The sequence below is a fragment of the Actinoallomurus sp. NBC_01490 genome, assembly GCF_036227085.1.
Lineage (GTDB): Bacteria > Actinomycetota > Actinomycetes > Streptosporangiales > Streptosporangiaceae > Actinoallomurus > Actinoallomurus oryzae.
This window is the reverse complement of the sequence record NZ_CP109433.1, coordinates 4,074,314-4,098,884: the sequence shown is the minus strand read 5'-3', so window position 1 is coordinate 4,098,884 and position 24,571 is coordinate 4,074,314. Positions and strand designations below refer to the sequence as shown.

At 71.6% G+C, this 24,571-nt stretch carries 23 protein-coding genes and 2 riboswitches; of the genes, 5 read left to right on the top strand and 18 right to left on the bottom strand.

What is annotated here, in order from left to right; all coding sequences use genetic code 11:
• Positions 1 to 43: 43 nt before the first annotated feature.
• The 3 genes from thiI to OG417_RS19640 form a co-directional block, all read right to left on the bottom strand.
• On the bottom strand, positions 44 to 1,294 hold the full coding sequence (gene thiI / locus OG417_RS19650) for a tRNA uracil 4-sulfurtransferase ThiI (RefSeq protein WP_329257902.1): 1,251 nt from the start codon (positions 1,292 to 1,294) through the stop codon (positions 44 to 46).
• A 152-nt stretch (positions 1,295 to 1,446) separates the two neighbouring features.
• Positions 1,447 to 2,142 carry a class I SAM-dependent methyltransferase gene (locus OG417_RS19645; RefSeq protein ID WP_329257899.1) on the bottom strand — a complete coding sequence of 232 codons (696 nt, stop codon included), beginning with the start codon at positions 2,140 to 2,142 and terminating at the stop codon, positions 1,447 to 1,449.
• Between the two features lie 45 nt (positions 2,143 to 2,187).
• On the bottom strand, positions 2,188 to 3,378 hold the full coding sequence (locus OG417_RS19640; protein WP_329257896.1) for an MFS transporter: 1,191 nt from the start codon (positions 3,376 to 3,378) through the stop codon (positions 2,188 to 2,190).
• A gap of 63 nt (positions 3,379 to 3,441) precedes the next feature.
• On the opposite strand from OG417_RS19640, the gene OG417_RS19635 reads away from it, so the two are divergent.
• The gene (locus OG417_RS19635; RefSeq protein WP_329257893.1) at positions 3,442 to 4,455 is read left to right on the top strand and encodes an ArsR/SmtB family transcription factor; all 1,014 of its coding nucleotides are present in this window, start codon (positions 3,442 to 3,444) and stop codon (positions 4,453 to 4,455) included.
• 27 nt (positions 4,456 to 4,482) lie between these two features.
• Here the strand turns inward: OG417_RS19635 and OG417_RS19630 are convergent, their stop codons facing one another.
• The gene (locus tag OG417_RS19630) at positions 4,483 to 5,508 is read right to left on the bottom strand and encodes a 6-phosphofructokinase (RefSeq protein WP_329257890.1); all 1,026 of its coding nucleotides are present in this window, start codon (positions 5,506 to 5,508) and stop codon (positions 4,483 to 4,485) included.
• Positions 5,509 to 6,062: 554 nt separating this feature from the next.
• Here OG417_RS19630 and OG417_RS19625 point away from each other — a divergent pair.
• Positions 6,063 to 6,782 (top strand): hypothetical protein, encoded by a 720-nt coding sequence (locus OG417_RS19625; RefSeq protein WP_329257887.1) that lies wholly within the window; start codon positions 6,063 to 6,065, stop codon positions 6,780 to 6,782.
• Between the two features lie 41 nt (positions 6,783 to 6,823).
• Here OG417_RS19625 and OG417_RS19620 read toward each other — a convergent pair whose 3' ends face one another.
• From OG417_RS19620 to OG417_RS19595, 6 genes are all read right to left on the bottom strand, one after another.
• Positions 6,824 to 7,531 (bottom strand): endonuclease/exonuclease/phosphatase family protein, encoded by a 708-nt coding sequence (locus OG417_RS19620; protein WP_329257884.1) that lies wholly within the window; start codon positions 7,529 to 7,531, stop codon positions 6,824 to 6,826.
• Positions 7,532 to 7,546: 15 nt separating this feature from the next.
• Complete coding sequence (locus OG417_RS19615) at positions 7,547 to 8,494, bottom strand: ROK family glucokinase (protein ID WP_329257881.1); 948 nt, start codon at positions 8,492 to 8,494, stop codon at positions 7,547 to 7,549.
• Positions 8,495 to 8,506: 12 nt separating this feature from the next.
• The gene (locus OG417_RS19610) at positions 8,507 to 8,878 is read right to left on the bottom strand and encodes a hypothetical protein (RefSeq protein ID WP_329257878.1); all 372 of its coding nucleotides are present in this window, start codon (positions 8,876 to 8,878) and stop codon (positions 8,507 to 8,509) included.
• 88 nt (positions 8,879 to 8,966) lie between these two features.
• Positions 8,967 to 9,401 carry an SRPBCC family protein gene (locus OG417_RS19605; RefSeq protein ID WP_329257875.1) on the bottom strand — a complete coding sequence of 145 codons (435 nt, stop codon included), beginning with the start codon at positions 9,399 to 9,401 and terminating at the stop codon, positions 8,967 to 8,969.
• A gap of 51 nt (positions 9,402 to 9,452) precedes the next feature.
• Positions 9,453 to 10,220 (bottom strand): metallophosphoesterase family protein, encoded by a 768-nt coding sequence (locus OG417_RS19600; RefSeq protein ID WP_329257872.1) that lies wholly within the window; start codon positions 10,218 to 10,220, stop codon positions 9,453 to 9,455.
• Positions 10,221 to 10,448: 228 nt separating this feature from the next.
• Entirely contained in the window at positions 10,449 to 11,135 is a 687-nt protein-coding gene (locus OG417_RS19595; RefSeq protein WP_329257868.1) for a copper homeostasis protein CutC, read from the bottom strand.
• 330 nt (positions 11,136 to 11,465) lie between these two features.
• Here OG417_RS19595 and OG417_RS19590 point away from each other — a divergent pair, with 330 nt between their 5' ends.
• Complete coding sequence (locus OG417_RS19590) at positions 11,466 to 13,244, top strand: AMP-dependent synthetase/ligase (protein ID WP_329257865.1); 1,779 nt, start codon at positions 11,466 to 11,468, stop codon at positions 13,242 to 13,244.
• Between the two features lie 55 nt (positions 13,245 to 13,299).
• Here OG417_RS19590 and OG417_RS19585 read toward each other — a convergent pair whose 3' ends face one another.
• Positions 13,300 to 14,139 (bottom strand): helix-turn-helix transcriptional regulator, encoded by an 840-nt coding sequence (locus OG417_RS19585; RefSeq protein ID WP_329257862.1) that lies wholly within the window; start codon positions 14,137 to 14,139, stop codon positions 13,300 to 13,302.
• 104 nt (positions 14,140 to 14,243) lie between these two features.
• Between OG417_RS19585 and OG417_RS19580 the strand changes: the two genes are divergently transcribed.
• Positions 14,244 to 15,587, top strand: a complete 1,344-nt coding sequence (locus tag OG417_RS19580; protein ID WP_329257859.1) for an MFS transporter — start codon at positions 14,244 to 14,246, stop codon at positions 15,585 to 15,587.
• A 165-nt stretch (positions 15,588 to 15,752) separates the two neighbouring features.
• Here OG417_RS19580 and OG417_RS19575 read toward each other — a convergent pair whose 3' ends face one another.
• A complete protein-coding gene (locus OG417_RS19575; RefSeq protein WP_329257857.1) occupies positions 15,753 to 16,880 on the bottom strand; it encodes a glycosyltransferase family 4 protein in 1,128 nt (375 codons plus the stop codon).
• 378 nt (positions 16,881 to 17,258) lie between these two features.
• On the opposite strand from OG417_RS19575, the gene OG417_RS19570 reads away from it, so the two are divergent.
• Positions 17,259 to 17,909, top strand: coding sequence for an acetate uptake transporter (locus OG417_RS19570; RefSeq protein ID WP_329257855.1), 651 nt, complete (start codon positions 17,259 to 17,261; stop codon positions 17,907 to 17,909).
• Between the two features lie 53 nt (positions 17,910 to 17,962).
• Here OG417_RS19570 and OG417_RS19565 read toward each other — a convergent pair whose 3' ends face one another.
• From OG417_RS19565 to OG417_RS19540, 6 genes are all read right to left on the bottom strand, one after another.
• Positions 17,963 to 19,315: a M48 family metallopeptidase gene (locus OG417_RS19565; protein ID WP_329257853.1), complete on the bottom strand. Its 1,353-nt coding sequence runs from the start codon at positions 19,313 to 19,315 to the stop codon at positions 17,963 to 17,965.
• Between the two features lie 42 nt (positions 19,316 to 19,357).
• Entirely contained in the window at positions 19,358 to 20,701 is a 1,344-nt protein-coding gene (locus OG417_RS19560; RefSeq protein WP_329257851.1) for a hypothetical protein, read from the bottom strand.
• Between the two features lie 142 nt (positions 20,702 to 20,843).
• Complete coding sequence (locus OG417_RS19555; protein ID WP_329257849.1) at positions 20,844 to 21,365, bottom strand: C40 family peptidase; 522 nt, start codon at positions 21,363 to 21,365, stop codon at positions 20,844 to 20,846.
• 58 nt (positions 21,366 to 21,423) lie between these two features.
• Positions 21,424 to 21,648: riboswitch (cyclic di-AMP (ydaO/yuaA leader) on the bottom strand.
• A gap of 314 nt (positions 21,649 to 21,962) precedes the next feature.
• Positions 21,963 to 22,943 (bottom strand): C40 family peptidase, encoded by a 981-nt coding sequence (locus OG417_RS19550; RefSeq protein ID WP_329257845.1) that lies wholly within the window; start codon positions 22,941 to 22,943, stop codon positions 21,963 to 21,965.
• A gap of 34 nt (positions 22,944 to 22,977) precedes the next feature.
• A complete protein-coding gene (locus OG417_RS19545; protein ID WP_329257842.1) occupies positions 22,978 to 23,997 on the bottom strand; it encodes a C40 family peptidase in 1,020 nt (339 codons plus the stop codon).
• Positions 23,998 to 24,009: 12 nt separating this feature from the next.
• A riboswitch (cyclic di-AMP (ydaO/yuaA leader) is annotated at positions 24,010 to 24,137 on the bottom strand.
• Between the two features lie 184 nt (positions 24,138 to 24,321).
• Positions 24,322 to 24,537: a hypothetical protein gene (locus tag OG417_RS19540; RefSeq protein WP_329257839.1), complete on the bottom strand. Its 216-nt coding sequence runs from the start codon at positions 24,535 to 24,537 to the stop codon at positions 24,322 to 24,324.
• Positions 24,538 to 24,571 lie beyond the last annotated feature (34 nt).

Here is a 24,571-nt window from a genome sequence, read left to right as displayed (position 1 = left end):
CTCTCCGGACGCCGATGCCCGTCAGCGGACGGGCATCGGCGGGTCAGGCGCCGGTGTCGCCGTACGCCGGACGGTGCTCCTGCAGGGTCGTGGCGAGCTGCTCGGCCATCTCGCCGGCGTCGAGGCGCTTCTCGATCTGGCGAAGATCCTCGATCTTGGCGCGGGTCTCGGCGCGACGCGGGGTCAGGACCGTGCAGCAGTCCTCGTCCGGCAGCTCGGAGATCGCCAGCGTGTGGATGCGGCGAGCCTCATCCATGATCTCGATCTTGTCCATGCCGATGAGCGGACGCAGGATCGGGAGTTCGACCGCGTCGTCGAGCGCGGTGATGTTCTGGAGCGTCTGGCTGCTCACCTGGCCGAGGGAGTCGCCGGTCACCAGCGCCGCCCCGCCGAGGTTGTGCGCGACGATCTCACCGGTCTTCAGCATCAGCCGTCGCTGCGCCACGATCTGCAGCCGGTCGGCGCCGGAGGTCTTGATCTGCTGCTGCGCCTTGCCGAACGGCACGACGAACAGCCGCGAGCCGCCCTGGAACTTGTCCAGCTCGCGGACCAGGGCGTACGCCTTGTAGATCGATTCGGGGCCGGTGAAGGGCATGCCGGAGAAGTGGAGGAAGTCCACGCGCAGGCCGCGGCGCATCATGCGGTAGGCGGCCACGGGCGAGTCGATGCCGCCCGACATGAGGACGAGCGCCCGGCCGCTCATGCCGACCGGCAGGCCGCCCGCGCCCGGCATGCCGTCGGTGAAGACGAACACCTCGCGCTGGTCGACCTCGACGAACACCGCGATGTCGGGGTTCTTCAGGTCGACCGGCAGGTCGTAGCGCTCCTGGACCTTCGAGCCGAGCAGGATGTTCAGCTCCGAGGAGGTCATCGGGAAGCGCTTGTCGCGGCGCCGCGAACGGATCGCGAACGGGCCCTTGCGCACGAGCGCCGGGTGCTGGCCGACGAGGTCGAGCGCCGCGCGTACGGCCGCGTCGGGGTCCTTGTCCACCCGCCAGGCGCGGTGCACCCACACGATGCCCATCACGTCGGTCATGCGCCGGGCGACGGCGTCGACGTCGGCGAGCTCGCCGCTCTCGGTGCGGACGACGATGACGCCCTCGCGCTGCCAGATGTGGATCTTGATGCCGAGGCCCTTGACCGCGGCGCGGATGTTGTTCTGGAGCCGCCGCTCGAACAGGTCACGGTTTCTGCCCTTGAGTACGAGCTCACCCAGCTTGAGCAGCACACAGGGCTCACCGTTCACAGGGGTGGGCCGGCTCGTGCTCTCGGCCGCCGCGTCGAGCATCGGCATGGATGACCTCCTGCAAGGGGAACCGGGAAAGGGGCGACTCGTCTGGGGTCCGTCTCAAGGCTCCGCTGCCTGCCGTGCGGCGACTTCGAGACAGACCTAGTGTCGCGCAAGAAGTGCAACACCGCGACTCGGGCACGGTGTTCCCCGGGTCGTCACCGTTTCACGCAGGTGTACGCGCCGTAGATCCGCGCCCGGAAGTCGGCCCGTACGATCTCGAATCCGGTGGCCTCCAGCATCGGCTCCAGCAGCCAGCGGAAGGTGCTGTGCTCGGTCCGGAGGTGCTCGGCGAAGTCCTCGCGGGTGTAGCCCCGTGCGGGATCGGCCGCCGCGCCGTCGAACCAGCGCTCGATGACCTCGTCGGCCTCCTCCGGGCGGAAGTCATAGACCAGGTCGCGCAGCCGCAGCACGCCGCCGGGCCGCATGATCCGCGCGACGCGCTCCAGGGCGAGCGCCTTCCAGAAGTCCGGCAGCTGGTGCAGCGCGTTGCGGGTGCACACGGCGTCCGCGGGCGCGCCGGTGTGCTCGTAGGACAGGAAACCCGCGCGCACGCACTCGACGTTGGAGAGCCCGGCCGCACGCTCGCGCAGGACCTCCTGCATCGCGGGCGAGACGTCGACCGCGACCACGCGGCGGAACCGCGGCGCGGCGGCGAACGCCAGGCGTCCGGTGCCGGCGCCGAGGTCGACCAGAGTGCCGTCGAGCCCGGCGAGCTCGGCGAGGTCCTCCTCGACGTCCGTCAGACCGCCCCGGTCGTATCCGGCCTTCGTCTCATAGCCGGCGACGAAGCCCGGGTCGAGGTGCTCGGGACCGGCGTGGGCGAGTTCGTCGAGGGCCCATGATGCGTCCATCCCACGATCCTCACATCGGGGGCCCCACGGCCGCATCCGGTTTTGTCACCGCGCCGAGCCGACGGGCTCCGGCGGGCGCTCCACCGTCCGCAGGCCGGGCCCGAGGGCCAGCGTGACCGCCACCGACGCCGCCGCCATCACGGCCATGGCCGTCGCCGGCGAGGTGTGCTGCGCGACGGCCCCGGCGAGGGCGGCGGCGACTCCCTGCATGGCGAGCATGCCGGAGGTGTGCAGGCCCAGCGCGTGCCCGTGCATGGCGACCGGGGTGATGGCCATCAGCCGCTCCTGGAGCAACAGCGTCGCGGAGTAGCCGACCGAGGCGAGGACGACGGCGGGGACCGCGACGGGCGCCGGGGGGTTCACCGCGAAGACCAGATACGGGACGGCGAGCAGCAGGCGCAGCGGCGCGCCGAGCCTCCGCCGCCACCGGGCCGCCACGAACCGGCCGGTCAACGTGTCCCCGACCAGCATGCCGAACGCCGCCACGGCGAACAGCAGGCCCGCGTGCCCGGGCGCGTACGGGACGAAGAGCGACTCACAGCCGACGATCAACCCGTTGGGCACCCAGAGCGCGAGGTAGACGCAGCGGCGGGACCCGTCGGACCACAGGCGCGCGTTGCTCCGCCAGGTCTCGGTCACCGAGGGGCGGCCCGCGGCGCGCGGCGGGCGCGCGGCCAGGCCCGTACGGGCGACGGCCGCGGCGGCGAGATAGAGGGCCGCGCCCGCGAGCAGCGTGCCCCGTGGGGACAGTGTGGCGACCAGCACGCCTCCGGCCGCGAACCCGCAGACCTGTGACGTCCCGGCGGACATGTTCAGCACCGAACGGCCCAGGAGGTAGCCGTCGGCCGGAAGGATCTCGCTGAGCAGCCCGTACCGGACTCCCCCGCCCACCGACGCGACCAGGCCCTGGCCGAGGATGATCGCGAAGACCGCGCCGATCGGCAGGCCGGGCACGGCCAGCGCCACCGTGCTCAGCGCGAACACCAGCCCGATCGCGGTCATCGCCGCCCGGGGCGGCAGCCGGTCCGCCGCCGACAGCAGTGCCATGGCGCCGGCCAGCTGGGCGAAGGAGGCGCCGAACATGCTGAGCGCGGACAGCAGCGGCGACCGGGTGGCGGTGTACACGAGGGTGCCGAGCGCGAGCCCGCTCACCGTCGAGGCGGCGATCTGGAGGGAACTCGCGGCGAACAGCGGGGTGAACTCGTCGGTCCGGAAAAGCTCCCTGTAGGTGCGCATGGCGGGAAATATGACTGCGGGGGCGCGATGACCGTTATGGTTTCGCGGGGAGGCGAAACCTCGGTGGGGTTGTGGCAGGTCAACGCGGACACTGTGGCCGGAAGCCGATTCCTGATCTCGGCGCTGAACGAGACGATCGCCTCCCTGGTCGCCCTGCAGCGCGCGACCGCCGCCCACCCCGGCGAACGCGCGTGGCTCTCCGCTCACCTGCCGGCGTACCGCGAACGGCTCCGCGGCGATCCGGTCACCGCCCTGCTCGTACGTGCGGGGCTCATGGGCAGCTGGAACGCCGACTTCCTCACGCCCACGCCGTTCGCCGAGGGCGGCCCGTCGTTCGCCGACGAGGTGATCCGGATCCGGGAGACACCGCCGGACGCGGCCCGCGCGGACCTGACGGTGTCGCTGAACGGCCCGTTGCCGTCGGTGCTGGACCGGCCCGACCTGCCCTCGCGCGCCGCGGACCTGCTGGAGTGGGTGTGGACGGAGGCGGTGCGCCCGTACTGGCCGCGCCGGCGGCGGCTGCTGGAGGCCGACATCCTCGCCCGTACGCGACAGCTCGGCGAGGGCGGCTGGGCGGCGGCCCTGGACGACATGCGCCCGGGAATGCGCTGGCTCGGCGACGGGCGCCTGCGGATCAACATGTACGACCACCCGCCACGGGTGATCTCGGGCGCGCAACTGCTGTTCGTCCCGGTCACGCCCGGCCGGGGCTGGGTGTCGTGGGAGGAGCCGCACCGGTACGCGGTGGTGTACCCGTGCGCGGGCGTCCTGGCGGACGGGGACGGACCCGGCGCGCCGCAGGCGCTGGGCCGCCTGCTCGGCCCGGCGCGGGCGGGCGTCCTGACGCTGCTCGCGTCACCGAAGAGCACCACACAGCTGGTCGCCCTGACGGGCCAGGGGCTGGGCTCGGTGGGCCGCCACCTGAAGATCCTTCTCGACGCGGGCCTGGTGACCCGCCGCCGCACGGGCCGCTCGGTGCTCTATTACCGCACGCCCGCGGGCGACACCCTGGTGACCGCGTCCCGGGGACAGCGGCCCGATGGACACGCCTCGGACGGCGAAAGGCCCCCGCCGTGAGGCGAGGGCCCAGGTGTCCGGCCGGGATCAGCCGAAGAAGACCTCCGACTCGCTGTACCGCTCGGCCGGGACCGTCTTGAGCTCGTCCGTCGCCGCGCTCAGGTCGGCGCGGACGATGTCCGTGCCCTTGAGGCCGACCATCTTGCCCCAGTCGCCGTCGTGCACCGCGTCGATCGCGTGCAGACCGAAGCGGGTCGCCAGGACCCGGTCGAACGCGGTCGGGGTGCCGCCGCGCTGGATGTGGCCGAGGACCGTGGTGCGGGCCTCCTTGCCGGTGCGCTTCTCGATCTCGGCGGCCAGGCGCTCGCCGATGCCGCCCAGGCGCACGTGACCGAAGGCGTCGAGCTCCTGACTCTGGACGTCCATCTGGCCGTCGGCCGGGTGCGCGCCCTCGGCGACGACGATGATCGGCGCGTACTTCGTCTTGAACCGGCTCTCGACGTAGCCGCAGACCTTCTCGATGTCGAAGGGCCGCTCGGGGATCAGGATGACGTTGGCGCCGGACGCCATGCCGGCGTGCAGCGCGATCCAGCCCGCGTGGCGGCCCATGACCTCGCAGATCAGCGCGCGGTGGTGGGACTCGGCCGTGGTGTGCAGCCGGTCGATGGCCTCCATCGCGATGTTGACCGCGGTGTCGAACCCGAAGGTGTAGTCGGTCGCGTTGAGGTCGTTGTCGATCGTCTTGGGCACGCCGACGACCTTGACGCCGCGGTCGTGCAGTTGCCGCGCGACACCCAGGGTGTCCTCGCCGCCGATGGCGATGAGCGCGTCGACGCCCAGCCCGGCGAGGTTGTCCTTGATCCGCTCGACGCCGCCCTCGATCTTGATCGGGTTGGTGCGGGACGAACCGAGGATGGTGCCGCCACGGGGCAGAATGCCGCGTACGGCCTGGACGTCCAGCGGAATGGTGTCACCCTCGAGGGGACCGCGCCAGCCGTCGCGGAAGCCGACGAACTCGTATCCGTACTCCTGGACGCCCTTGCGGACCACTGCGCGGATGACGGCGTTCAGGCCGGGGCAGTCACCGCCGCCGGTCAGCACTCCGACACGCATGCCTACTCCTCTTCGAACCATGGACTGACCCGACCAGACTAGTGGGCCGGGAACGGTGGATGCGGCATCACGCGCGAGGCACGGTGCACCGCGATTGGTCTAGACCATAGCGGATCGCCAGCCCTCCCATCAGCCCCGTACGGGGAGAACATCCTGACTTTTCGCGACCGCAGGGTAAAGCCGGGAAGGGTTCGGCGGGCGGTCGCGTTCCGGTCACCGGGCCGTCACCCCGTACCCACCGGCCCTCCGGGTGGACAATGGCGGTGAGGACCACGTGACAACCGGTAAAACAACCTCCCGCCCGACCATAGGTGTGCGCCCGGAGAGCGAACTGAGAGATGATGGTCATCTTCCCAACCCCGGGCCTGCGCGCCCACGATCCGCACCCGCAACCTTTTGGTCAAACAGAGTTGTCCCGGCCGTAGGCTCTTCGTGAAGCGTCGGTCGACGGGAGTTCCGAGGGGAGGCGCCATGGCGCTCACGCCAGGCGTCAGGTCGGAGGCGACGGGCCTGCCACCCGGCGGCTCCGGCCACGCACAGAGGGGGACCGGCCGATGAGCCGGCGAGGCAACGGGCTGACCGCGGACGCGTACGTTCCTCTCGCCGACCTGACACCACAGCTCGCCGACGCGATGCTGGCCGCCCTGCGCGAGGCCGGGATCGCCGCGTACGCGGTGCCGGCGCCGGGCGAGACCGGAGGCTATCTGGACGTCCGGCTGCCGGAGGAGCCCACCGACCGGCTCTACGCCGACGCCAGTGCCAAGGCCGCCGCCGAGGAGATCCTCGAGGCGCGGCTTCCGGAGCTGCGGGAGGACTACGCCGCCTCCCGCGACGAGGACCAGATCTTCGCCGAGATCGTCGCGTCCTTCGACCAGCCGTCGGCCCCCGGCGAGACGCCCTGGCCGGCCCAGGAGGACCTCGACGATCCCCTGGACGACACCGCCGAGGACCCGGGCGACGATCCGCCCGCGGAGACGAACGGCGAGCTGATGACCGCCCGCGTCGTCAAGCCCGCCACCGACGACGAGGACGACGAGGACCACTTCATCCCTCCGCCCCCTCCCCCGCTCCCGAAACCGGACGCGCTGACCCGCTTCGCCTGGATCGCCCTGCTCGGCGGGCCGGTCTACCTGGTGGCGTCGGTGTTCCTGAGCTGGGACGTCCCCAGCTGGGCCGCCTTCGTCGCGGTCGCCGCCTTCATCGGCGGCTTCGTCGCGCTCGTCCTGCGCATGGGCGACGACCCGCCGGAGGACGACGACGGCGCGGTCGTCTGATCAAGAGCCCGCGCGGACGGGGACCGCGCCACTGCGCGGGCTCAACTCGCGCGGACGCGGAGCTCGGCCACGACCGGGCGGTGGTCGGTCGCCATCGGGTAGTCGGCGAGCAACTCCGGCTCGTCGGGCACCCCGCAGCTCAGCACCTCGACCTCGGGGTCGGCGAAGACGCCGTCGATGCGGGTGCGCGGCTCCCATGAGCTGTACGTCGCGCCCTCGCCCCACGGCGCCGTCGCGAAGCCGTCCTGGAACCGCGACGCCAGGTGCTCCCACGCCGCTCCCCCGGGCTCCTCGTTGACGTCCCCGGCGAGGATGACCGGAGCGCCGAACCGCTCGCGTATCCGCGCCAGCTCCGTCACGATCTCCTCGGCGTGCCGCAGGCGCGGCCCGTCGGCCAGGTCCAGGTGAACGCTGGCCGCCACGAACCGCGCCCCGCCGACCTCGAACAGCCCGAAGACCAGCCCGCGCCGGTGCAGGCCCGGTACCGGTGAGAGCAGGCGGTGCCGCCGGTGCAGGAGGGCCGTGCGGGGCCCGGCGTACAGCTCCAGCCCCGCGGGCCGCGAGCGTACGGCCAGGCCCAGCGACGTGCGCCGGGCCAGCCAGCGGCGCTTGCGGAGCCAGAACGCGAACCTCGGCGCCTCCTGCACGCACGCGACGTCCGGCTCCAGCCTCCGGATCACCCGGGCCAGCGCGGCGCGGTCGTCGCGCATCGACCGGACGTTGTAGCTGAGCAGCCGGATCGTGGTCAAAAGGAGCTCAGAGACTCAGCGCAGGCGCGCCAGGTCCGCCGCGCCGACGATACCGGCGTCGGGGCCCAGCTCGGCCATCCGGATGTCGGCGAAGACCCGGTGGCCACGGCCCGTCAGGGCGTTCTCGAACGCGGCGCGTGCCGGGTCGAGCAGCAGGTCGCCCGCCTCCGACAGGCCGCCGCCGATGATGAACGCGCCCGGATCGAGGATGGCGGCCAGGTCCGCCATGCCCTGGCCGACCCACGCGGCCACGCTGCGGAAGCACTCCAGGGCCGCGGTGTCGCCGCCGCGCGCCGCCTCGGTGATCTCCGGGCCGCTGATGCCCTCGGGCGAGCCGTCGCCGAGCTCCAGCAGGCGGCCGGCCAGCGCCGGGGAGACACGCGCCAGCTCGCGCGCCTCGGCGACGAGCGCGTTGCCGGAGGCGTACTGCTCCCAGCAGCCGCGGTTGCCGCAGCCACAGCGCCGTCCGTCCGGGACGACGCGGAAGTGCCCGAACTCACCGCCGATGCCGAACCGGCCGCGGTACAGCTCGCCGTCCATGATCAGCCCACCGCCGATCCCGGTGCCCAGGGTGATCAGGACGATGTGGTCCTCGCCGCGGCCGGCGCCGAACTTCGCCTCGCCCCACGCGGTGGCGTTGGCGTCGTTCTCCACGATCACCGGCAGGCCGACCTGGCCCTCGACCTTCTTCTTGAGCGGCTCGTCGCGCCAGGCGAGGTTCGGCGCGAACAGCACCATGGAACGGCTCTCGTCCACGAAGCCCGCGGCACCGAGACCGACCGCCTCGACCTCGTCGAACTTGCCCTTGAGGATGTCGACGACCTCGGCGATGACCGCCGCCGTCTCATGGGGGCTGGTCGAGGGCGTCGGGCGCCGGAGCTTCTCGATGATCCGGCCGTGGTCGTCGACCACCCCGGCGGCGACCTTCGTACCGCCGACATCCACACCAATGGTCAGCGTCATCGACGCGGCCCCCTAGTCACCCTGCGACCGGCCGCCGTCGGCCGGTTCTCCACCCGGCTCGTGGCGCGGCGACTCGGCCGGCTTCGTCCGCTCGAACCCCGCCACCGCCTCGCGGAGAGCGGCGTAGAGTGACTCGCCTGCCGACATGACGTGGCTCACCACGTCGGGACCGGACGCACGGGACGCCGCGATCGCCCGGCACACCGGGCAGTAGCGGCACTCCGGCGCTCCGGTCGCGATGTGCTCGCCCCAGGCTTCGCTGGTGGCCTCACTCCACACGTCGCCGGATCCGGAGCCGGCGCCCGTGGCACCGCTCACGCGCTTCCGCAGCACCTCGACGAGACGCACTGCCTCAAACAGCGCCGATGCTGGCTGTTCACTCATGGGGTCATCATCTACCTAATCGTTCGGCGTGAAACGGTACCGTCCCGCGAGGGATGCGTGACACACAGGCCGGGCATCCGGGGTGAGCCTAGGCTTCGACGCGCTGCTTGAGCCCTTTCAACGCCGTCTCGATTATCCGCTTCTCCGCTTTGCGCCGGACCATTCCGATCATCGGGATCCGTACGTCGACCGCGAGCTCGTAGGTCACCTCGGTGCTCCCATCGGCCGGGGCGAGACGATATGCCCCGGTCATACCGGTCAGCATCGCGCCGGCCTCGGCGAGGTTCCAGTGCACCGCGTCGTCACCGTCCCAGTCATAGGCGAGGACATAGGTGTCCTTGATGGGCCCGGCCTCCAACGTGATGCGTACCTGCTCTGCCCGCCCGTCATCTCCGGTGGAGAGGACCTCGGCGGCGGTGATGCCCTCGGCCCATCCAGGGTATGCCGGAAAGTCGGCGATCACCGCCATGATCTCTGGTGCGGAGGCGCCGATCGTCATGCTCGCACTCGTACGATCCGCCATCGCGGGCGTCCTTTCTTCGGCACTCGAACGTTTCCTGCGGGAGCGTAGCCGTTACCACTCCAGAACGTACGGAACGCCGCGAGCGCGAAAGTGCCCGACGTTGACGCATTCGGTGCGGCCGATCCGCGTCCGGCGTACGAGCGGCTGGTGGACGTGGCCGAACAGCACGTAGCGCGGCTGCGTGTCGCGGATGGCCTCCAGCACCGCCTCGCTGCCCCGCTCGAAGCGGCGCGCCACGGTGTCGTAGAGCAGTTCGGGCACGGCCGGCGGGATGTGGCAGCACAGGACGTCGACCGCGCCCACGGCCGCGACCTTGGCGGCGTAGGTCTCGTCGTCGATCTCGTGCGGCGTGCGGTACGGGGTGCGCAGGCCGCCGCCGACGAAGCCGAACCGCAAGCCGTCGAGCTCGACCGTCTCCCCGTCGAGCACGTGCTGGCCCTCGCGGAGGTTCTCCGCCCACATGCGCGGGATGTCGACGTTGCCGTACGTGAGGTACGCGGGCGTGGGCATGGCCCCGAACAGCGCCTTGTACTGGCGGCGGACCGCCGCCTCGATGTGCGACCGCGGGTCGCCCTCCAGCGACGCCCACAACCGCCGGGAGAACTCCCGCGCCTCGTCGAAGCGCTTCTGGGTGCGCAGCGAGATGAACGTGTCGGCGTGCCGTTCGCCGAACAGGTCGGCGAAGATGCCCTGGGCGTGGTCGTCGTAGTCGATGAAGAGGATGAGGTCCCCGAGACACACGAGCGCGTCGGCCCCGTCGCCGGCGGCGGCGAGCGCGTCCACGCGCCCGTGTACGTCGCTCACCACATGAACCCGCATAGGTGCACCCTACTTCCGTGAACGCCGCCTCCAGACGACCGTCGAGCGCGACCATCAGACGAGCGGCGAGCTGACGAGCGAGCGGAGTGGGCGGTGAGGGACGAGCCGTCCGCGGAGTGAGTGAGGAGGCGAGCGCGACCATCAGACGAGCGGGGAGCTGACGAGCGAGCGGAGTGGGCGGTGAGGGACGAGCCGTCCGCGGAGTGAGTGAGGAGGCGAGCGCGACCATCAGACGAGCGAAGCGTCGAGCACGGCCCGCCAGGCGCGTACGAGCGAGGCGTCCACGACCGCCGCCCCGGAGGCGGCGCGCCGCCGGACGGCCGCGCCGACGTGGAACGCGTCCACGCCGGCGGCGGTGAGCACGGCGACGTGCTTGCGCCGCAGCCCGCCGCCCACGAGCATCAGCGGCGCGTACGCCGCGGCGCGCCGCAGCAGCGACTCCATGCCCGCCTCGACTCCGCGCGGGGACCCGGCGCAGAGCACGGCGTCCAGGCCGGCCAGCTCCTCGATCGCCATCCATGCCTCGTCGGCGCACAGGGCGCTGTCGATGGCCCGGTGGAAGGTCCACGGGAGCGGCGCGACGGCGTCGGCCAGCTTCGTGGTGGCCGATGTGTCGACCGCGCCGGCCGCCTCCAGGAAACCGAAGACGAAGCCGTCCGCCCCGGCCTCGGCGTGCTCACCGGCCGCCCGCCGCAGCCGGTCCAGCTCCGGGCCGTTCGTGCGGAACCCGGTCTTGGCCCGCAGCATGACGCGCATCGGCAGGGACGTGGCGCGGCGCATCCCGGCGACGACGCGGGGATCGGGCGACAGCCCGCCGGCCCGCAGATCCGCCACGACCTCGACCCGGTCGGCGCCTCCCTCCTCGGCGGCCTCCGCGTCCGCCTCGGTCTGCGTGATCACCTCGAGCAGCGACATCTTTCCCCCCGATCGCCCCGGCGAGCGCATTCTCGCGACGCCCGGAAGCCGTCCGGGCCGGCTTGACCTGGTCTTTGTCCGGCCGGTCCGCTCCGGTGCCCCCGCGGGAGCGTTGAAGACCCGTACGGATGGGGAGGACTTCCCCGGCGCGCCGCGCCCGCCCCGGCCCGCGCGGGCTCAGCGGGTGCGACGCGACGGTGGTGAGCAAGCGCGCCGAGCGGTGGTAAGAAGAAATGCGAGACGCGTCACCCGCCGGAGGCTACCGATCGGTAAGTAGACGCGGTAGCGTCCGTGCAGCCCCTGGCCTCAATGCCCGCAAAGGAGAGATCCGTGCGTGAGTTCAGCGTTCCCGCGCAGGTGACGATCGCCGGCTCGGCGAATCTGACCGAGACGCTCTTCTCCCGGGCCGCCGAGGAGCCCGGCCGTACGGTCTTCCGCCGCAAGGACGGCGCGGGATGGCGCGACGTCAGCGCCCGCGAGTTCGGCGACGAGGTCGCCCGGGTCGCCGAGGGCCTGGTCGCGGCCGGCGTCGAGCCGGGCGACCGCGTCGCCCTCATGTCACGGACCCGCTACGAGTGGACCGTCGCCGACTACGCCATCTGGACGGCCGGCGGGGTCACCGTGCCGATCTATGAGACCTCCTCCGCCTCGCAGATCGCGTGGATCGTCAGCGACTCCGGCGCGAAGGCGATGTTCGTCGAGAGCGACGAGCACGAGAAGGCGGTGGCGTCCGTCCGCGACGACCTGCCCGAGCTCGCGCACGTGTGGCGCGTCGACGACCCGCCGTCCCGGCCGTCGGGCGAGGGCGACGAGGCGGTCGGCGGCGACCTCGACGAGCGGCGCGCCTCCCGTACGTCCGGCGACCTGGCCACGGTCATCTACACCTCGGGCACGACCGGCCGCCCGAAGGGCTGTGAGATCACTCACGAGAACCTCCTCGCGACCGCGCGCAACACCATCGAGGGCGCCCTGACGGAGGTGTTCGGCCTCAGCGACGGCTCGACCCTGCTGTTCCTCCCGCTCGCGCACGTGTTCGCGCGGCTCATCCAGGTCGGCTGCGTGGAGGCCGGCGTGGTCATGGGCCACACCCCCGACCTGACCGACCTCGTCGGCGACCTCGAGTCGTTCCGCCCGACCTTCCTGCTCGCCGTGCCGCGCGTGTTCGAGAAGGTCTACATCGGGGCCGAGCAGAAGGCCGCCGCCGACGGCAAGGGCAAGATCTTCCGCATCGCCGCCGACACCGCGATCGACTACAGCCGGGCCGCCTCCCCGGGCCTGGGCCTGCGGCTGAAGCACGCGGTCTTCGACCGGCTGGTGTACACCAAGCTGCGGGCGGCGGTCGGCGGCCGGGTGACCCACGCCGTGTCCGGGGGCGCCGCGCTGGGCGAGCGCCTCGGCCACTTCTTCAACGGCGTCGGCATCACCATCCTCGAGGGATACGGCCTGACCGAGACGACCGCGCCGGTGGCGGTCAACCTGCCGAGCGACAACCGCATCGGCACGGTCGGCAAGCCCATCCCCGGCACCGCGGTGCGCATCGCCGACGACGGCGAGGTCCTGGCCAAGGGCCCGAACATCTTCGCCGGCTACTGGCACAACGAGGAGGCCACCAAGCAGGTCCTGGAGGACGGCTGGTTCCACACCGGCGACATCGGCGAGCTCGACGGCGACGGCTATCTGAAGATCACCGGCCGGAAGAAGGAGCTCATCGTCACCGCCGGCGGCAAGAACGTCGCCCCCGGCCCGCTGGAGGACCGGCTGCGCGCGCACCCGCTGATCAGCCAGTGCCTCGTCGTCGGTGACGGCCGCAAGTTCATCGGCTGCCTCATCACCCTCGACCCCGAGGCGATCGAGCCGTGGAAGGAGGAGCACGGCAAGTCGTCGCTGTCGATGGCCGAGCTGACCGAGGACCCCGACCTCGTACGGGAGATCGACGGCGCGGTGGCCGAGACCAACGCGTCGGTGTCGCGGGCCGAGTCGATCAAGAAGTACCGGATCCTCGAGACCGACTTCACCGAGGAGACCGGCCACCTCACGCCGACGTTGAAGGTCAAGCGCAACGTCGTGCTGAAGGACTTCGCGGACGAGATCGAGGCGCTCTACTCCTAGCTTGGGCCCGTCGCGAAGGCCCGCCGTTCTGCTGCGCGGCGCCCAGGCGACGCCGTCAGGAGGCGAGGAGAAGGCGGAGGGCCGCCTCGGACGCCGAGCCGGGCTCGGCGGCGAAGACGGCAAGGCGCTGACCGGGCTGCTCCTGCAGCCGGAACACCTCCTCCGCCAGGGTCATCTCTCCGACCAGCGGGTGCCGGAACTTCACCGTGACCGAGTGGCAGTCGCGTACCGGATGGCGCGCCCACATGGCGGCGAACTCCGCGCTGTTCATCGTCAGCTCCCCGACCAGCTCCGTCAGCGCCGGATCGTCCGGCCACTGTCCGGCGGCCTTGCGGAGGTAGGCCACCGTGTCACGTGCCTTGGCCGGCCACTCGGCGTACAGGTCGCGTGTGTGCGGCTCCAGGAACACCAGGCGAGCCATGTTCGGACGGTCGCCTGGCCGGTCCGGGGCGTCCAGGGCGAGATGGGGAGCCAGCAGCGCATGAGCGGGGCGGTTCCAGGCCAGGATGTCGGCCGCCCTGCCGAGGACGAGCGCCGGATTGACGTCCATCGAGCGCAGGACGGTGACCGTGGCGGGCCGCACGCGCTCGGACCGGTACCGCCGCACGCCCTTACGCGGCGGCCCGGCCAGGCCGCGCAGGTGTGCCTGCTCCTCGTCGTCCAGCCGCAGCGCCCGCCCGATCGCGTCGAGTACGGCGTCTGAGGCGTTCACGCTCTGCCCCTGCTCCAACCGGGTGTAGTACGCCACGCTCACCCCGGCGAGCTGGGCGAGTTCCTCGCGGCGCAGTCCCGGTACACGACGGCGCGATCCGTAGGGGGTCAGGCCGACGTCCTCGGGGGTGAGCCGATCGCGACGCGCGCGAAGGAACCGTCCCAGTTCCGTCCTCACAGGCATGTATCGCATCATGCCGGTTGGGTGAGAGGTCAGCCTGACCCTGTCAGGCGTAGGAAAACCGGGTGGCTGGGTAAGCGCCGGCACCGTCAGCACGCTCAAGTGCCATGACCACGCGTATCGACGTCCCGGCCGCCCGCATCGGCCCACGCCACAAAGTGGTGCTGGTGCTCCTGCTCGGCACCCAGTTCATGCTGGCCGCCGACTTCTCCATCTTCAATGTCGCCCTGCCCGCCGTGGGCAGGGGCGTCGGGCTCACCCTTCACACTCTGCAGTGGGTGGCCACCGCCTACGCCCTCCCGGCCGCGGGCTTCACGCTGCTGTTCGGACGGGTCGCCGACCTGGCGGGCCGGCGCAGAATGCTCCTGATCGGGCTCGGCCTGCTGGCCGCCGCCTCCTTGTTCGGCGGGACGGCCCACACGCCCGTCGTGCTGCTGTCCGCCCGCGTCGCCCAAGGGCTGTCCACCGCCATCGCCGCGCCCGCCGCCCTCTCGCTGATCACCACCACGTTCCCCGAGGGGCCGCTGCGCGCGCGGGCACTCGGACTCAACGGCGCGATCACGGCGGCGGGGTTCACCTGTGGCGCGCTGCTCGGCGGGGTGCTGACCGGGCTGTGGAGCTGGCGCTGGGCCTTCCTGGTGAACGTCCCCGTCGCGCTGGTCATCGTCGCCGCGGTTCCCCGGCTGATCCCGGAGGGACGCGACGGCCGCACGGCCCGGCTCGACCTGCCCGGCGCGGTCACCGTCACACTCGGGCTACTCGCCCTGATTTGGGGGGTCACGACCGGCGGCGCGGCGCGGTGGGCGTTCGTGCCCGCCGCGGCCCTGCTGGCCGCGTTCCTGCTCATCGAACTGCGCAGTCCCGATCCGCTCGCGCCCGTGCACGTCCTGCGGAGGCGCACGGTCGGCCTGGGCGTCCTCGGCGGCCTGACCACGGTCAGCATGGCCACCGGCGCGACCTTCCTGATGACGGTCCACCTGCAGGAGACGCTCGGCCTGGCCGCCACGACCACCGGGCTCGCCTTCGGCGCCGCCGGGCTTCTCGCCCTGGCCGGAGGCACCGTCGCGCCCCGCCTCATCGGCCCGATGGACGCGCCCGGCGTACTGGCCCTGGGGCTGGCGATCCAGGGCCTGGCCGTCGCCGGGCTGCTCGTCGCCGGGACCGCCTGGTGGGTGGTGGCGGCCCTGGCGGCCTGCTACTTCGGGAACATGGTGGCCGTCGTGGCCTATGTCGTCACCGTCACCTCCGGCCTGCCCGACCACGAGCAGGGACTGGCCACCGGGCTGAGCGCGATGGCGCAACAGGTCGGCACGACCGTCGGCATCCCTCTGCTCAGCACGGTCGCCACCGCGCCTGCGGGCGTCCACCCGGCGATCGGCGTGAACGCCGCGATCACCATGGCGGTGGCCCTGCTGGTCCGCCTGCTGGGACGCGTGCCCGCGACCGGCTGAGTTCACCACGCGGCGCCTCGCGGGACGTACGCGGGTCTCGGCTGGCTCAGACATCGGGGAAGCCCGAGGTCACGGTGGCCGACCGCCTTTCCCGTGGTCCATGGCCCTCTCATCGGCGCTCACCGTCGGGGCATGGGGGTTTCGGTTCGAGGGACGCGGACGCCCCTAACCGTCCAGCAGCGTGGCGAAGCGCCGTGCCTGGACCTCCCAGCGCCACTCGCGCTCGATCCACGCACGGCCCTTCTCTCCCATCGCGACGGCCTCCGCCCGGTTGCTCAGCAGGTCGATGACGGACCGGGCCACGGCGGTGACCGAGCGGCCGTCGATGACGACGCCCGTCTCGCCCGCGAGCACGGCGTCCGGCGCGCCGCCGGAGTCGCCCGCGATGACCGGCAGCCCGGTCGCGGACGCCTCCAGGTAGACGATGCCGAGCCCCTCGACGTCCAGGCCGGCCCGCCGGGTGCGGCACGGCATCGCGAAGACGTCGCCGGCGTCGTAGTGCGCGGGCAGTTCGTCCCACGGGACGGTGCCGGCGATCCGCACCGACCCGGCCACGCCCGTCTCGTCGCGCAGGCGTTCGAGGGCCGTCCGGTACGGTCCGCCGCCGACGAGCAGCAGCGCGGCGTCCGGTACCTCGCGCAGCACCCGGGGCCACGCCCGGATCAGGGTGTCCTGGCCCTTGCGCGGCACGAGACGTGAGACGCAGACGACGACCGGCCGGTCCACCAGGCCGTACCGCTCGCGGATCTCCGCTCCGCCGGCGCCGACGTGGAACACCGTCTCGTCCACACCCGGCGCGAGCCGCCGCATGCGCGCCGCCGCGGACGGCGACAGGCCACGGGCGATCCGGCCGCGGGTGTACTCCCCCAGATACGTGAGCACGTCGACGCCGTCGCCGATGCGGCGCAGCAGGCCGCGGGTGCCCGGCAGCGACGCCCAGCCCGCCTCGTGGCCGTGGGTGAGGCCGACGATCCGGGCCGCGCCGGCGCGGCGCAGCGCCGGTGCCAGCAGACCGAGCGGCGCCGCCGCCCCGAACACCACCGAGTCACAGCCCTCGGCCCGTACGATGCGGACGGCCCGGCGCAGGACCGTGGGCACCGGCAGCATCAGCCGGCCGGGATGGCGCACGACCGGAAAGGGCTGGGCGGCGTCGAAGGCCGCCGCGCCCCTCCACGCCGGCGCGTACACGATGACCGAACCGGGCGGCCGCCGTACGGCGAGGTTGTGCACGAAGGCCTGGATCCCGCCGGGCCTGGGCGGGAAGTCGTTGGTCACCACAAGCGTCTTGCTCAAGAGTCCTCCTGCGCCCCACCCCACGGAAACGCTCCGCGAGCTCCGCGTTGCCGCGGGCGCCCGGGATGGGTGGGTGTGACCACCACGTCGTGTCCTTTGATTCCCTCGCTCCGCTCGGTCATGGGCCCTCCTGCGTCGGAGGGAGTGACCACAGGGGCGCGTCTTTTGATTCCCTCGCTTCGCTCGGTCATGTGCTCCGTCAGCGTCGCACGCATGATCACATTTCGGTTCCAGACCAGTGACCGGAACGAAACAGGGCGTTAATCTTTACAGGTGTCAACACGTGGCCGCCCTCACCCCGCCCGGCCTGCGATGAGATCACTGCGGACCTGACGAGGCACGGCGGTGGAGTTCTCCACGGATATAGGAGGAGCCACCTTGACCGAGACCCCCCGAACCCCCGCGCCAGCGGCATCGGCCATCGCGGACCCCGGCCCGCTCGGCCTCGCCGCCTTCGCACTCACCACATTCCTCCTGTCGGCCAAGAACGCGGGCTGGACGGACGGCACCGACGCCTGGCTGGGCTACGCCTTCGCCTACGGCGGGCTCGTCCAGCTGCTCGCCGGCATGTGGGAGTTCCGCAACCGTAACGTCTTCGGCGCCACCGCATTCTCCACCTACGGCGGCTTCTGGATCGGTCTGGGCCTTTATGTCCAGCTCGTCGCCCCGACGGCCGCCAAGGCCGGCGGAGCGAACGCCGAGTCGCTCATCCAGAACGACCTCGGCTGGATCCTGCTCGCCTTCGCCATCTTCAACACCTACATGCTGCTCTGGAGCACCCAGGTCAACGCGGCGGTGTTCGGCGTGTTCCTGACCCTCGAGGTCACCGAGATCATCCTGTTCATCGGCAACCTGTCCCACAGCACCGGCACGGTCAAGCTCGGTGGGTGGATCGGTGTCCTGACCGCGCTCGTCGCCTGGTACACCTCGGCGGCCGGAGTGGCCAACGGCATGCCGGGCAAACTCTCCCTGCCGGTGGGCGGGCCGTTCGGTCGCAGCGCGGCACCGGCCGAGCCGGTGATGGAGTAGCCGCGTCCTTCTTCGCCACATCCTTCTTCGCCGTGGCCGCGCTCACCGCGCGGTCACGGCGAAGTGCTCTTCACTAGCGGCGCGGGCACCGGGACGCCGTGGAGCCGGGCCCAGTCGCGGCCCATGGCGATCCGCTGCGGGCCGGTCGGGTGGCTGTTCCACAGCGCGTACTCCAGTGCGCCGGGCGACAGGTCGTCGAGGTTGCGGGCGCTGAGCGAGCGCTGCATCCGCACGTAGGTCTCCGGGTCGCGCGTCAGGTCGAGCGCGTGCATGTCGGCGCGGGCCTCGATGCGGCGGCTGATGAGGTTCTCCACCGGCCCGGCGACCTGCAGGAGCACGGTCACCGCGGCGAGCAGCAGCGCGACGGACCGCGGGTCGGCCGGTGACTCGGCCCCGGCGCGCCGCAGGAGCCGCGGCGAGGTGATGACGAGGAAGAGCACGCACACGCCGGCCGCCGCCCCGAGCGCGCCGACGAGGGTGCCGTGCAGCACGTCGTCGCGCTTGGCGTGGCCGAGTTCGTGCGCCACGATGAGCTCGATCTCCGTACGCGGCTCGCTGCTGAGCAGTGTGTCGTAGACGACGATGCGGCGGGTGGAGCCGAAGCCGGAGACGTAGGCGTTCAGTTCGGTGGTCCGCTTGGAGGCGTCGGCGACGAGCACGTCGCCGACCGGCACGCCGTCCCGCCGCGCCATCGCGAGCAGGTCGGTGCGCAGCGGCCCGGCGGGCATCGAGTGGAACGAGTTGAACAGCGGCTCGACCAGTACCGGATAGCCGAACGACGCCGCCGCGACGAGCACGAACCCGCCCGCGGCGGCCCCCGCCCACCAGCGCCGCGGGAACCGGCGGACCAGCAGGTGCACGCCGAGCAGCACGACGATCCAGATGACGAGGGTGACGCCGAGCGAGGTCAGCTGGTCGGTGAACCAGCCGCCCCAGGGTTCGGTGGACAGCCCGTACCGGTGCAGGACGGTCTGGGACCACACGTCGAACGGCAGGCCGGCGAGCCGGGTCAGCACCGCCAGCACGACCGCCGCCCCGACCAGCCGCAGCGGCCAGCGCCGCAGGGGCCGGGTGACCGAGCCGAGCAGCCGCGCGCCGAGCGGCGTGAGGCCGAGCAGGAGCACGACCAGGAGGCCGGCCGCGAGCCCGGCGTACGCGGGCGGGTCGAGGGCGTCGTTGAACGCGCCGCTGCGGGCGATCTGCGCGGGCGTGAAGTCGAGGCCTGGATCGGCCGTGGCACGGGCGCCCGGCAGCGGGTGCCACGGAGTCGTCACCAGGATCACCACCGCCAGCAGCGCGCACAGGACCACGGCGGCGACCGCCGCCCCGCGCCGATCCGGCACTGGGCCGGGCTCCTGCCTCGCCTCGACCGCGACCGCCGGCCCGGCCGTACGACGTGCCCTCACCGCGTGCTCCTCATCTGGCTGCTGCGTGGCGTGCCCCATGGGTCACGCCAGTTCCCGGCGGACGTACGCGCGCCACAGTGCGTCGAACCGGTCGGTGCCGATGCCCAGGACGCTGCGGAGCGCGCGGTCCTGGAGCCGCGGGTCGCCCGCGTCCTGCGGCTCCGCCTCGGCCGTGCGGTAAAGCCGTACGAGCCGGTCCTCACCGTAGCGTTCGGCGACCATGCGGCAGGCGAGCCACGCCTCCTCGTACGCCGCCGAGAGCCGGTCGCCCGAGCCGGCGAACTCCTTCGTGCCCGGCAGGGCGGCCGGCACGCCGCTGGTGGCGATGAGGTCGGCCAGCTCGCGCCCGGCCGCCTTGGTCGAGACCCCGGCCTTCTTGTAGCCGACGTAGTCGGCGAGTCCCTCGATCAGCCACATCGGGGTCTTGCCGTCGCGCGCTCCGCCCATCGCGACGTGCACGAGCTCGTGGGTCAGGACGACGTGCCGGCCCAGGGCGGTCAGCCGGCCGAACGCGGTGGGGGTGATGACGACGCGGTCCTCCCCCGTGCCGCGACCGCCCTCGTCACCGGTGACCGTGGCCAGCGCGGCGATGTCGCCGAGGTTGCGCACGTCCCCCACGAGCTCTTCGGCCTCCTGCTCGGTGGCCGGGACGAGCGCCACGACGCGCCGGGACCACCGGTCGCCGACGACGCCGGAGACGGTACCGATCCCCTGGTCGAGGCGGGCGGCGATGTCGCGCAGTCCGGCGGTACGGGCGGCGGAGTCCGGACCGGCGACGGCTCCGTCCTCGGCGAGCACGATGCTGCGCCGCCCGTGGACCACGGTGAGGCCGCCGCCGTTCCAGATCTGCGGGTCGTCGCGCAGGCCGTGCGCCGCGCCGTCGCCGGAGATCGTCCAGCCGGTGCCCGGGCGGCGGTCGAAGGTGAGGTATTCGGTGGAGACGAGGTCACGGCGGTCGAACCCGCGCAGCCGGTAGGTGAGCCGGAGTCGGGCCGTCCAGCCGTCGTCGGCCGCCACGGCGGGGCGCGTGTCAGCCAGGGTCTCCTTCCAGAGGGCGAGCGGCACCTTGGCCAGGTTGTCGAACAGCGTCCGCTGCCCGGCGCGGAACGCCTGGCCCGAGGGGTCGACGGTGGCGAGGAAGGCGGCGCGGTCGCGGTCGAGGACGGCACGCGAGCGGCGCTGGAGCAGGGAGTTCACCGTGGCGGCGCTGGGCGCGCTCGGCGCCCCGGCGACCGGCCGGGAGGAGGCGGCGGCCCGGCTCTCACCGTCGTGGAACGCGATGTAGCCGACCCCCGCGAGGAGGTTGGCCACGATCGCCAGCCCGGCGAGCCCGGCGAACATGGCCGGCGCGGTCGCACGCGAGTCCAGGTTCCCCTTGGCCGGCATGCGCGCGATCCTAGCCGCCGCGACCGGGTGCCCCCGCCGACGGCACCCGCCATCACCCGTCCACCGCGTCCCGGGCCCGGAACGTACGCGACCGCCGGGGCGTCCTCGCGGACGGGCCCCGGCGGTCGCCTGGACGGGTGCCTCAGTACGGGCGGGCGGCGCCGTTGAAGTGCGCCCGGTAGTAGCTGTTGATCAGCACCTGCTTGACGTGCGTACCGGAGTGGGGGGCGTGGATCATGTAGACCTTCTTGCCCTTGACCGTCGAGACGATGCCCGTGTGGCCGTCGCCGTAGAAGTACACCAGGTCGCCGGTGGCGAGGTCGGAGAACTTCACGTGGCGCTTGACGTGCCGGTGCTGGGCGTCCGCGGTGCGCGGGAGCTTCACTCCGGCCTTGCGGTAGACGTACTGCACCAGACCGGAGCAGTCGAAGCTGCTCGGGCCGTCCCCGCCGTAGCGGTACGGCTTGCCGATCTGCTTACGGGCGACGGCGACCGCCTTCAGCCCGACCTTGTGTCGCTTGCTCCAAGACGTCTGCTTCGTCGTCGTGCCCGCGGCCGCCGTGGGGATGGCGACCGGGGTGACGGTGGCGACGGTGTCCGATGAGGCGGATGCCGTCGAGGCCGTCAGGACCGTGGGCGCGAGGACCGCGCCCACGGCCAGCATGCCGCCGGCGAGGCGGACGCGCGTCGGCGAAGCGGTCGAGGGGGTGCGAGACAGGATGCTCTCCTTCCGTGTGCGCCTACCGGGTTAGCTGACGGGTTCGGGCTGGGAAGAGGTCGCCCTACGGTCCGCCCGCCGCACCACGGTCCGCGGTCACGGTCTGTCCGCCGCACCGCTGTCTGCCCGTGATGACGCAGGCGCACCGATTCACCCCGGGGGATCCGCGCCCTTCGCGCGTATGTGGGTCCCCGGCTCCGCGTGCCCGCGGACTCGGCGCTCGCGGCCGCCTGACACGCCCTCTCACGGGGCGGTTCTTCGGTGACCGGCCGCTTATCTCTGCATTTCGGAAAGCCGAGAGGATGATCCCGCCCGGTGGAATGTGTTCCACAACACATTCGGAGGAAGGGCGAATTCCCTCACGTCGGCTGCATGCGACACATGGGGCGTATCGCATAACTCGGCGCACGCTAACAAGGCACCTATGAATACGCAAATTCGCCGTCAGAGCGTACGAGAGAAATTACCTAAGGTGAATTCACCCCGACCGAAAAAGGCCCTCCGGACACTGACGCGCCGGAGGGCCTGTGATGTTCGGTTCGGTCAGAGCAGGCGACCGCCGCCGTAGTAGACCTGGCTGTAGTACGCGTCACTGAGGCTGGAGATCTTCACCACGTCGCCGGTGTGCGGCGCCTGGATGAACTTGCCGTTGCCGACGTACATCCCCATGTGGTCGTTGTGGCTGAAGAAGACGAGGTCACCCGGCTGGAGGTCGGCCTTCGCAACACGCCGGCTCGCGCTGTACTGGTTCGGCACGTAGTGGCTGAGGTTGATGCCGACCTGCTTGTAGGCCATCATCGTCAGGCCCGAGCAGTCGAAGACGTTCGGGCCGGCACCACCGAAGACGTACGGCTTGCCGAGCTGCGCGCAGGCGTACTTCAGCACCGTCTCGGCGCGGCCGGTCGCCAGGATCGAGCAGTTGGCCTTGGACGAGCCCGGGTCGATGTTGGCGCCCAGCCTGTCGATCAGGCGAAGCTGCTTCCTGATCGCCGCGTTGGCCGCCGCGCGCTGCTTGTCGACCTGGTCCTTCTGCTGCTTGAGCTGCTCGGCCGCCTGCTCCGCCAGCGCCTTCTGCCGCTCCAGCCGCTGCGCGGACGCCAGGAACTGGTTCAGCTCCGCCGCGCGGTTGCTGGAGACCTTGGTGAAGGCCGACATCTGGTCGAGCACGGCCTCGGGGTCGTTGGCCGACAGGAACTGGGGGATGTCACCCGCCGCGCCGCCCTCCTTGTACTCCGCCGCAGCGAGCTGGGCGACCCGGGTGTGCAGCTGGTTGAACGTCGCCTGCTCGACCGTGACGGAGGACTTGAGCGCCTTGAGGTGGCTCTGCGCGGCCTTCCAGTCCTCCTTGGCCTTGTTGTACTGGTTGGCCAGCTGGTCGACCTGGTCGTTGAGCTTGGCGAGCTGCTGCTTGGCGGCGCTCAGCGAGGGGGTCGGCTTGGCCTCCGCGGGGGCGGCGGGCAGGACGAGCCCGGCGACGATGGCCGCTCCGGCGGTACCGACGATCCAACGACTGGTTTTGGACATGGTTGAACGCTTCATCTCCACTGTTGTCAGCTCCCTACGGACGGCCCGCGCCGTAGTAGTTCGAGCTGTAGTAGCCGCTCAGGCTCTCGATTTGGACGACCGTGCCCGTGTGCGGTGCGTGGATGAACTGGTTGTTGCCGACGTACAGGCCGACGTGGCCCAGGTTGTCGAAGAAGACCAGGTCGCCGGGCTGGAGGTCCGAGCGGGCCACGCGGCGGGTGGCGTTGTACTGGTCCGGCACGACGCGGGGCAGGCTGACGCCGGCGTGACGCCAGGCCATCATCACCAGCCCGGAGCAGTCGAAGCTGTTCGGTCCGGCGCCGCCGTACTTGTACGGATCGCCCTTGTGGGCGTAGGCGTACTCCAGGGCGAGGCGGGCGGGGCCGGACGCCGGCCCGTTGTAGGTGCCGCCATGGCTGCCGCCGGAAGCGCCGCCGCCGAGCCTGTTGACCAGGGACTGCTGCTGCGCGGCCTGCTTCTTCAGCTTGTCGAGCTGCGCCTTTTCGGACTTGAGCTTCGCGTTGAGGTCGGCGGCGGCCTGCTGCGCCTGCGCCTTCTGGCGCTGCAGCAGCTGCGCGGCGTTGAGGAACTGGGTGACCTCGGTGGAGCGGTTGTGCGCTACCTGGGTGAACACCGAGATCTGGTCGAGCACGTCTTCGGGGTTGTTCGCCGACACGAGGGTCGGCAGGTCGCCGGAGTCGCCGCTCTTGTACGCGGCGGCGGCGAGTTGGGCGACCCGCTCACGAAGGTGCTCGTAGGTCTTTTGGTCCTCGGCGACCGACTTTCGCAGAGCGTCGTACTTTTTCTTGGCGGCCTGGCGCTCTTCTTTGGCCTTGTTGTAGACGTTGTCCTGGTGGTCTACCTGGGAATTCAGCTTCTTGAGCTTGGCCTGGCTCTCTTTCAGCGTCGGCTTCGGCGCTGCTTCGGCAGGCACGGACGGCAGCACCAGCGCCGCCGACGCCGCTACGCACAGGGTCGCCAGGGCACGTGCCCCGACTCTGCCTCCCGGCAGCCAGCCGACGGTGGCACCGCCGGAACTGCGCTCTGTTGCCACGATCGCGGCACGCCCCTCTCCCAAGGACCGCCTACCGGGTTAGCTGACGGATTCGGGCGTGGAAGTCGCCCTACGGAACGCGAACGCTCCGATTCACCCCTGGAACCTGGTTCCCCGGCTCGGTACGGCGATGGGTGACCCTCGACGGAAGGTCCCCGGGAATGCCGTGTCGACTCGGCGGGAGCCTGTCGCCGTCGCCTGGGGGGCGACGAACGAGCGACTGACTCAGCGCGTGAGACTAGTCAAGTATCACCCTGGTAACAACCGCTTCTACGGGAATACTCGCAATTTCCGTCAATCTGGCAGCAGCGTGCGCACAAGTGATTACGAGGCGCGCCCGTCGGAGATCGTCAGGCGGAGCGGGGGAAGCATGCCGCCCTCCGCGAGAACGTCCAGCGCACGGCGCTCACCGTCGCTGATCTCCACGGCTTCGACCGGATCGCCCAGCATGAACGAGACCACGCAGTCCGCGCACCCGACGTTGCGTAGCTCACACTTTTCGCAGTCGATGAGCATCGTGCCTCCTCGTGTCGGCGTCATGACACAGACGGTAGGACGAGGCACCGACAGAAAC